The 10,448-nt window shown below is 42.5% G+C and carries 5 protein-coding genes; all 5 read left to right on the top strand.

From position 1 onward, the window contains the following. Window positions 1-1,110: hypothetical protein (locus ACM0OY_RS38175; protein WP_414573918.1), on the top strand; the 1,110-nt coding region annotated here is incomplete at its 5' end. Window positions 1,111-1,145: 35 nt separating this feature from the next. Then, complete coding sequence (locus ACM0OY_RS38170; protein ID WP_414573917.1) at window positions 1,146-1,277, top strand: hypothetical protein; 132 nt, start codon at window positions 1,146-1,148, stop codon at window positions 1,275-1,277. Window positions 1,278-1,286: 9 nt separating this feature from the next. Continuing rightward, entirely contained in the window at window positions 1,287-4,706 is a 3,420-nt protein-coding gene (locus ACM0OY_RS38165) for an AAA family ATPase (protein ID WP_414573916.1), read from the top strand. Window positions 4,707-4,810: 104 nt separating this feature from the next. Continuing rightward, window positions 4,811-5,329 (top strand): N-acetylmuramoyl-L-alanine amidase, encoded by a 519-nt coding sequence (locus ACM0OY_RS38160; protein WP_414573915.1) that lies wholly within the window; start codon window positions 4,811-4,813, stop codon window positions 5,327-5,329. Between the two features lie 375 nt (window positions 5,330-5,704). Next, window positions 5,705-10,448 (top strand): caspase family protein (locus tag ACM0OY_RS38155; protein ID WP_414573914.1); only part of this gene is annotated, 4,744 nt, incomplete at its 3' end.

Here is a 10,448-nt window from a genome sequence, read left to right as displayed (position 1 = left end):
GCTCAAAAACAGCAAGTTTTACAGTCTGCACTAAAATATCGCAATGAGCATGAGCGTATGTGGTTGCTATACGTAATTTTGCCACACATATTAGAATCTCAAAAACAGCAAATCTTATTAGATGTATTGAAGCTGGCGCTAAAGCTAACTGATGAAAAAGACTGTGTAAACCTATTGAGAAAGCTGATTCCAACTTTATCTGAATCAGCAAATCAGCAAATACTCAATGCTGCATTTTCAATTAAAGATGGAGTCAATCGCTTAAATCTACTATATCCACTTTTGTCTTATATTCCTGAGTCATCTAAGCTAAAGCTATTAAAAGCAATTGAAGAGATTAAAGAAGAAAAATGGCGTGCTGAAGGACTACAATATTTGATGCCTCGCTTCTCTAAAGAGTTGCAACAAGAAGCTTTGAGAATTGCAGGAAATATCAAAGATAAACAAGTACGTTCTCAGGTTCTCGAAGAAATCGCCTCCAGTTTACCAGAACCATTAAAACACCAGACTTTGAAAAATGCTTTGAAAGATGCTTTAGCAATTGGGGATGAGAAACGACGAGGAATTTTAGTGCATTCACTTGCAAACTCCTTACTTAGTTCCTTAGTCCAAACAACACTCAAAACCTATGCTGGGACTTTTGTAAGTATAGCTCCGTTCTTTGATGAATATAAGGCTCGTGCGAGAACTTTAGAAGAGCTTGAGCGCTTTATGCCAACTGCCATGAAACATGAGGCTCTACAAAAAGTATTGAACTCAAAAAGTGATTCAGAACTCATAGACATTTTAGTTAATCCAGTTAAGCATCTTCCTCAGATTATTAGAGTTACAGCCTTACAGGAGTATGTTAGTTATGTGATGAAGTCTCCTGATGACACTTTTAGCGAAATCTTTTACTTCGAGACTATAGCTCCCCAATTTGCTCTATTACCTTCGACTGAACTTTATACACTTTGGTGCTATATCCTCAAAAGCTCAATTAATCGCCCTCGCCCCAATTTTCTTATGTTTCTCCACCCTTTTGTAAAAGTTATTACCACGCTTGGTGGAAAAGAAGCAGCTAAAGCCGTGACTCTTGCCATTCAAGATGTTGGACGTTGGTGGCCATGATAATTAGTCTATTAAAACTTGGAAATAACTAAATTATGTTTGGAGCCAAAGCAATATTAGCAGCCCCTCTATTAATGAGCAAACTTTCTCCTGGCAAGAATACTGCTTCAGAAATGCGACAAGGCCGATCGCCATTCCTCTCTAAAACAACCACAACCATCATCTAGCCAAAAACGATGACTGAAATTGTTACAACCCAATTAAAAGCGATCGCCTTTGAGCGTGATATCGAAAGGCTCACCGAAAACTTTACAGGCCGTGAGTGGATTTTTGAGGAAATTGACCGATGGTTGCAGCAGGAAAATGAAAGATTCTTCATTTTGACTGGAGAACCGGGAGTGGGAAAAAGTGCGATCGCTGCTCGTCTCACACAGATCCGTCAAGACATTGCCGCTTATCACTTCTGTATTGCTGGACGCAGTGGCACCATTGAACCGAACAATGTGCTGCTATCTCTGGCAGCGCAGCTAATCGACTACTTCCCAGACTACGCTGAAGCCTTAGCGAATACCATCAAGCCGCTGAGACTTTCAGTGAATGTAGAAATTACAATCGAAACCATCAAAGATAGTCAAGTCAGGGGTGTTGTCATCAATAACCTGCATACTCAGAATCCACAGGAGGCTTTGAATGTGGTGCTGCGGCGATCGCTTGCGGCTCTACCCAATCAACCTGTAAAACCTGTCTTGCTGCTAATCGACTCCCTCGATGAAGCCGTAACCTTCAAAGGCGATAATAACCTAGTCACGCTACTAGCTGAGGCGAATGACCTACCCCAGTGGGTGCGCTTTTTGTTCACCACTCGACCAGAGCGGCGGGTACTGCGCTACTTAGCTCATATGCAGCCTTATACTTTAGCCGCAGAATCGCAGATGAACCTGAACGACATCCGTAAGTACATTGAAAATCGGGTAAGTAAGGAGAAGATGCAGGCGCGACTTCAATCAGCCAATGTTGAATTGCCAACTTTTGTCAACCACCTGACTGAACTTTCAACTGGTAACTTCCTCTATACCAAAATTCTAATCAACGACATAGAAGCTGGACGACAGCTTCTTGATGATCTGTCAGCATTACCTCGAAGCCTCGACGAAATCTATCACGGTTTCCTTAACCGCTTCACGGTTACTGAGTGGGAAGATCGCTACCAGCCCATTTTAGGAGTATTAGCAGTAGCCCAGGAACCAATCACCGAAGTACAGTTAGCTGACTTTACTGGAATTGGGCAAGGCAAAATTCGACAGAATTTAGGGGTTTTGCGTCAATTCCTTGACTTTAATAATAATCAGTATGGGCATGAAATTTTTACTCTGTTCCACAAATCGCTACGTGATTACTTGCTAAATGAAGAGCGCAATATAGACTTTTGGTGCGAGGCGAAAGAGCAACATCAACGCATCGTCAACTACTATATGGCAGATGGGGAATTTTGGCACGATAAACCTACTGGCGATCGCTATCTTTGGCATCATATCGCTTATCATCTCAATGCAGCTAACAGGAATTCTGAACTACGTGCGCTGTTATTTAACTTTGACTGGCTGCAAGCAAAATTAGATGCTACGGATGTGAATGCCCTAATTACAGATTTTGATTTTTTATCTAATGCTCCAGATTTGTGTTTAGTGCAGAGTGCTATCCGTCTGTCAGCCCATATTCTGGCTCAGGATAAGACACAACTAGCAGGGCAATTGCTAGGTCGCTTGTTATCTCAGCAGATATCTGAAATTCAAGTAATGCTGGCTCATGCTCAACCTAAAAAAGCTGTTCTTTGGCTGCGTCCTTTAGTAACAAGTTTGAGCCAACCTGGAGGTTCGTTGCTAAAAACGTTGGCAGGTCATACTGCTGGCATTTTAGCAGTAACAATTACTCCGAATGGAGAGCAAGCAGTTTCAGCTTCAGCGGATTCTACCCTAAAAATTTGGAATTTAAATAGCGGACAAGTATTAAAAACTCTCGAAGGTCATAATGGTGCAATTTTGGCAGTAGCGATCGCTCCTAACGGACAGCAAATAATTTCTGCTTCCGCTGATCGCACCCTCAAAGTTTGGGATCTAGAGAGTGGAAAAACTTTGCAAACTTTGAAAAGTCACAGTGGTGCAGTTTGGGCAGTAGCAGTTACTCCAAATGGCGATCGCGTAATTTCGGCATCAGATGACCATACTTTAAAAGTTTGGGACTTAAATAGCGGAACAGTTCTGAATACTCTAGAAGGTCATGCCGATGTAGTTAGAGCAGTAGCAATTACCCAAGACGGAAAGCAATTGGTTTCGGCATCAGACGACTGTACATTGAAAGTTTGGGATTTAAAGAGTGGAGAAATTTTACACACTTTGAAAGGTCATACAAAGCGTGTCTTTGGAGTAGCAGTAGCTAATACCCCAAACAAGAAGCTAGTCATCTCTGCTTCAGCTGACCAGTTTTTGAGAGTGTGGAATTTAGAAAGCGGAACAGCTTTACACAGTCTAGAAGGTCATACTGACTGGGTTAGAGGAGTAGCTGTACTACCTGGTGGACAGCAAATCGTCTCTGCCTCAGATGACCGAAAATTAAAAGTTTGGGATTTAGAAACTAGGATAGCCTTACGTACTCTAGAAGGTCATACTAACGCAGTTAGAGCAGTAGCTATCAATCCGAAAAAAAGACACATTATTTCTGCTTCAGACGACCAAACTTTGAAAGTTTGGGATATCGAAAATAAAACTTCTCTAAACATCTGTGAAAGTCATATTGAGCGAGTTTGGGCAGTGGCAATAACACCTGACCAACGTTTAGCTATTTCCGCTTCCGATGACCGCACTTTGAGAGTTTGGAACTTACAAGATGGAAGTTATCTACATACCTTAAAAGGTCATAGCAAAGGTGTAAGAGCAGTAGCTGTTATTCCAGGGACTTCTTGGATAGTATCAGGTTCAGATGACTGCTCTTTGAAAGTCTGGGACTTAGAAAATCAAACTTCTCTAAGTACTTTGGAGGGACATGCTAACTTCATCAGAGCAGTAGCTGTGACACCGGATGGAAAGCGGGTAATTTCAGCTTCAGCCGATCGCACCCTAAAAATTTGGGATTTAGAATCTGGAACTGTTATACATACTTTAGAAGGTCATACTGACTGGGTTAGAGCAGTAACTGTAACTCCGGATGGAAAGCGAGTAATTTCGGCTTCAGCCGATCGCACCTTAAAAATTTGGGATTTGGAATCTGGAACTATTATACATACTTTAGAAGGGCATAGCGATCGCGTTTGGGCGGTTACTGTAACGCCACACGGACAGCTGGCTATCTCTGCTTCTGGAGACTGCACTTTAAAAGTCTGGGACTTGCAGCATGGGACAGCTACGTACACGTTAGAAGGACATAATAACCCAGTCTTGGCAGTATCAGTAGCATTGCAAGGGCGGTTGGCTATTTCTACCTCAAATGACCGAACTTTGAAAGTCTGGGATCTGCAAAGTCGCTCAGCCATTGCTAATTGGGGTAGCGATGGTTCACTTCTATCCTGTGCCGTAGCTTCAGATGGAGTTACTATCGTCGCAGGAGAGGTTTCAGGGCGAGTAAATTTCCTGCGCCTAGAGGCAACACATCTGGTTAATTGAATAAAAATTATTCAAATTTCCTAGTTTATTTATTAAAGATTATTCATCAAGGCCTCAAACTTAAACTTTCATGACTTTTTCTAAATTAGGAGAATATTAATTCAATGAAATTTGGTATTGATATAGGACATAACTGCCCGCCTGATATAGGTTCTACTGGGATTCGTCAGGAAGATGATCTAACAAAAGAAGTTGGAATATTAGTTATAGAAAAATTAACTATATTAGGACATCAAGTAGTAAATTGTACTCCAAGTTCAGCCTCAAGTGTAATAGAATCTCTCAAACAAAGAGTGGAAAGAGCTAATTCTCAAAAAGTTGAACTATTGGCTTCAATTCATTTTAATTGTTTCAATGGACAAGCTAGTGGTTCTGAAGCATTTAGTCATGGTACTTTAGGGAAAAAAGCTGCAAACTTAGTACTAAAAAATATCGTTAACTTGGGATTTTCAGATCGAGGAGTAAAAGATGGTTCTAACCTCTATGTTTTAAAAAATACCGAAATGCCAAGTATTCTTATAGAGTGCTGTTTTTGTGATTCCAAAATCGATATGGAACTTTACAATCCGTCAAGTATGGCTGATGCAATTGCTAAAGGATTGAGTGACTCAATCTCAATATAAAGTCCGATACAAGATATATGATGATTTCATCAGACTCATATTGCTTAGTTGCAATAGCCTTTGACGAATGACATCAAACGGCTCATTAAAGGCTTTATGGGGTGACAAAAAGCGCGATCGCTGCTCACCTCATTCAAACTCACAACCATCGCAACGATATTGTTGCCTATAACTTTTATCGATAGCAAGAATCAGAAAAGATGCAACCACGGGGGATTTTTCGAGATCTCATCTTTAAAATTAATATAGACATTTCTGGTTTTGTTTGTAAATTATTTCTATCAATGAAATCAAACATTTGCTGTAAGTAGTTACAATCAAGTCATTAGAGTGCTGGTGAAGGCAAAAAATCAAATAAACTAAGGACTCACACGAATGCAGTGGGAAGAAAATACGACGAACTTCGATCGCAACTTAGCAGTAGTCATCGGTATTAATAGCTATAACAGTAATGGCATTCACGATCTGAAAACAGCAGTTGGTGATGCTAGTGCCATTGCTGACATTCTAGAGAAAGAGTATGCGTACAAACAAACAGATATCATTCGACTATTTGACGACAAAGCAACGCTGACAGGGCTCGAAGACCTACTTTCTAAAACCATACCCAATCAACTCAAGCCAACAAGTGGCGATCGCCTAATTTTCTACTATGCAGGACATGGAATTCCTCGTAACAGCAAAGATGGACCAGCAGGATATTTGGTGCCACAGAATGCCGACCTGAACAAAGCAGATTCTTTTCTATCCATGCAATATGTGTATGAACAGCTAAGCCAACTGCCTTGCCATCACTTGCTGGTAATTTTGGATTGTTGTTTTGCAGGGACGTTTCAATGGGCAGGCACTAGAAAACTGATTCCCATTCTAGAAACCGTTCGTAGAGAACACTACGATCGCTTTATTCGCTTTCCCGCTTGGCAAGTTATCACCTCCTCTGCCCATGACCAGGAAGCAATGGATATAGCCCTCGATAATGTTGTCTTGGCAGAAGATAAACGCGGAACTGTGACCAATTCCTCACACTCCCCCTTTGCTCTGGCGCTGATTGAGGGATTACAGAACAATCGTGCAGATTTGATTCCCGATGGTGTAATTACTGCCCATGAACTGTATCTCTATTTAGAGCAACGAGTCAGTGAATTATCCAAAGAACGGCAAAACCCTGGACTCTATCCGCTACGACGAGAGTATGATAGGGGTGAATTTATTTTCACCAAACCAGAATTTACACGCGACCAACTCAAGCCTGCACCTCCCCTGGATGAAAACAATAATCCTTATCGCGGCTTAAAATCATTTGATGAGAAACATGCACAGTTCTTCTTTGGTAGGCAAGTTCTGATTGAGGAACTAGTAAAACGTCTCTTGGTGCCTAATCAGCCCCTGGCAGTAGTACTGGGAGTTTCAGGCTCAGGTAAGTCAAGTTTAGTCAAAGCCGGATTAATTCCTTATCTACGAGACAAGCAGCCAAACCAATGGTATATTCTTGACCCGATGCGACCTGGTGAGTTGCCTTTTAAATCGTTGGCAAGGGTACTTCTGCCCGTCGTAAATGCCAGCCTCCTTGAGCAATTGTCTCAAGTGAGTTTTTTGGATGAGGCACTCAAGCAAATTCTTGAATCTAGGACACAAGCAGATGGGGATTTGGGTAGCACTGCTCAAGCCAAGCCAGAGAGCGATCGCACTTTACAAATTAATGAGACTTTGATTAAAGTTGCACAATCTTGGTGTAGTGCAACACCAGAAGCAAAGTTGCTGCTGATTGAGGATTATCTTACCCAGTTAAAAACTCTGTGTCCTCCAGGACAACAGCAATTATTAGTCCGTCTGTATGAAGAGATTTTGGCTACACTCAATTCCTTGCTTGGGCATCTCCAGCATAATCCTCAGTATCTCATCACTGCCATCGAAACATGGAGCCAGAATCATCCAAATATCAAACTTTTGTTGGTAATTGATCAGTTTGAAGAGCTAATTACGGCGAGTCATGAGGATAGCCGGGAGAGCGATCGAACTGGAGGTGGTCACACCACTCAGCCAAAACAGTGCCAGCCGTTCCTGGAAATGTTGCGAGGAGCGATCGCTGCTTGTCCCCATCAGTGGCGTGTAGTGCTGACCCTGCGTTCTGACTTTGAACCCCGTTTTCTGGATTCACCGTTGAAGTCGTACTGGAAGGATGGGCGGTTTCCGGTACGGGCGATGAACTCGAATGAGTTGACGGATGCAATAGAAGGGCCAGCTCTCAAACAAGCTTTATACTTTGAACCACAAGAGTTGGTGGGCAAATTGATTGATGAAGTCGGGCAGATGCCCGGAGCCTTGCCATTGCTCTCGTTTACGTTGAGTGAACTTTACATTAAGCTTACAAAGCGATGGAGAGAAGACCCAAACAGTAGCGATCGCGCTTTGGGAATCCAAGACTATGAAGAACTTGGCGGAGTAGCAGGTGCGCTGACTCGTAGAGCAACAGAAGAGTATGACAATCTTGTTAGAGATTTTGGTGAAGCATCAGGCAAAGCATACCAAGCGACAATGCGACGGGTGATGCTCCGGATGGTGACAATTGAGGGGGGTGGAGTCGCACGGCGACGAGTCCCAGAGTCGGAGTTGGTGTATTTAGATCCAGAAGAAAATGAGCGTGTGCGGCTGGTGAGCGATCGTCTGGTCAAAGCTCGTCTGTTGGTGAAAGGACAAGAGACAGGAGAGCCTTACGTCGAGCCTGCTCACGATTTCCTAGTGCGAGGATGGAACAAGTTACAAAATTGGCTTCAACAAGAGCAAGAGTATTTAGTATTACGGCAACGTTTAACTCCTGCTGCCAAAGACTGGGATGAAGGTAAAGGCACTGGTGGTCTTTGGTCAAGGGAAGCAGAGCGATTACCTCAGTTAGAGAGAGTACTTGCATCTAATGATAATTGCTTCAATGATTTAGAGACAAAGTTTATTAACGAGAGTAAAACACAACGCCTTAGAGAATTGGCAGAAGCTCAAAGACAACGAGATGAAGCAATGAAAGGCCAAATCGAAGCCTTGACAGCACTTTCTGAAGCCCGATTTAATGATAATCAACTTGGAGCATTAATCTCTGGCTTGAAAGCTGGTAGGAAATTTCAGCAACTCAAGCAACTCAAAGGTACACAGTGGTCAGAACAAGACAGCCTGACTCGCGATATTACAGTTGCCCTGCTACAAAATCTCGCCAGAATTCAGGAATACAACTGTCTGCAAATTGGCAGGGTGATGAAAGTAGCTTTCAGTCCAGTCAAACTAGCAATGCCAAAGAAATTTGAAGACGGAACAGTGGCATGGCAATTGATAGACTATAGTCCTAATGAACAATTGATGTTAACGGAATTTCAAAATGGAACACAAGACGGAACAGTGCTATGGCAATTAAATGGTAAGCCGCTAGAATTTTGGCAGAATCAATATCCGCTTTCCATAGCGATTCCCAGCCCTGATGGGCAACTCATTGCTCTGAGTGGTGAGCAAATGGGTATGGCAAAGGGAACAGTTATCTTATTACACCTAGATGGGACTCAACAAATTTTGCCAGCGCATAATAACCAGCTTATGCAGATTTGCTTTAGTCCTGATAGTCAGTTTCTAGCAACCTGTAGCTGGGAGTATGAAGCAAAACTCTGGTGTATCACGGATGGTACATGCAGGATACTTCCAGGACACAATGCCTCAGTAAATGCGATCGCATTCAGTTCTGATAGTCAGATGGTTGTTACAGCTAGTGGAGACAGTAAAGTCAGGCTTTGGAATATAAACGGCGATCTACTCAGCCCTGCTTATGAGGGACATAGAGATGCAGTGTGGAGCGTTAGCATTAGCCCGGATGGTAAAACCATCGCCTCAGGTGGACAAGATACAACAATTAAACTATGGCGCCAGGATGGAACATTGCTGAAAACTCTAACAGGACACAAAGCCGCAGTGCGTGTGCTTCAGTTCAGTTCAGATGGTCAGATTCTCGCTTCAGGCAGTGATGATGGTGCAGTCAAACTCTGGAAACTCAGGGGTACATCCCTAAAAATTCTGGACAATCATACTGATGTAGTTTATGCTGCTCGCTTTAGCCCAGATGGCCAGACAATTATCACCACCAGTGGACATGGCTCTGTCCAAGTGTGGCAGCAGGATGGCACTTGGTTAAAGACTGACCAATGGCAGCAGTATGGAGCAATAACTAACTTGGTTTTTAGCCCAGATGGTAAGTTGATTGTGTCAGTTGCTGGAGATAGAACAGTTGTATTGACAAAAGCAGATAGACTAACCACAGCAGATGGTTCTTGTCCTTCCCAGTTATTGAAAGGGCATACAGGAGAGACAGAATTAAAAGAAGTTCTAGGAGTCAGCTTTAGCCCTGACAGCCAATGGTTTGCGCTTGGGGATATTACGGGATTAATTGAACTGTGGACATCACAAGGTGAGTTGATAAAATCTTTTCCAGGACATCAGGGTAGAATTTTCGATATCAGTATCAGCCCTGATGGTGAAATCATTGCTTCAGCAGGTGAAGATAAAGTGATCAAGCTTTGGAAGCGAGATGGAACTTTCTTGAAAAGCTTAGAGGGGCACACACAGCAAGTGATTGCAGTTTGTTTCAGTCCTTATAATCAAATCATTGCTTCAAGCAGTGCAGATAAGACTATTAAACTTTGGAATTCAGACGGCACAGAATTTAAAACCTTGGATCAAAAGAATGTAGTTTTAACAGTTAGTTTCAGTCCAGATGGGCAAACCCTTGCCTCAGCAGATTTTGACGGAACTATTAAGTTTTGGAACCGAGAAGGTACGCTGCTAAAAACATTGTATGGACATAAAGCTGGGATTAAGAAACTGGATTTTAATTCTGACGGTACTATGCTGGCCTCAGCCAGTATGGACAAGAGTGTAATTTTGTGGGACTTAAGGCTGAATCTAGAGTTAGATGGATTACTAGACTACGGCTGTAATTGGGTGCAGGATTATTTGAATAACAATCCTCAAGGACAGCAAGATAGAGAACTATGCATACCTGCAAGCCATAGCAGACATGATGAACTTTACTCATATCCCTCTTTTGTCACTTTCCGGAATAAGCAAGTAGTTCAGGAAAGAAATTATC

The sequence above is a fragment of the Nostoc sp. CCY 9925 genome, from assembly GCF_963920935.1.
In the GTDB taxonomy this organism is placed as follows: Bacteria; Cyanobacteriota; Cyanobacteriia; order Cyanobacteriales; family Nostocaceae; genus Nostoc.
Note: the sequence above shows the minus strand (reverse complement) of the source record. Positions and strands in the feature narration are given on the sequence as shown.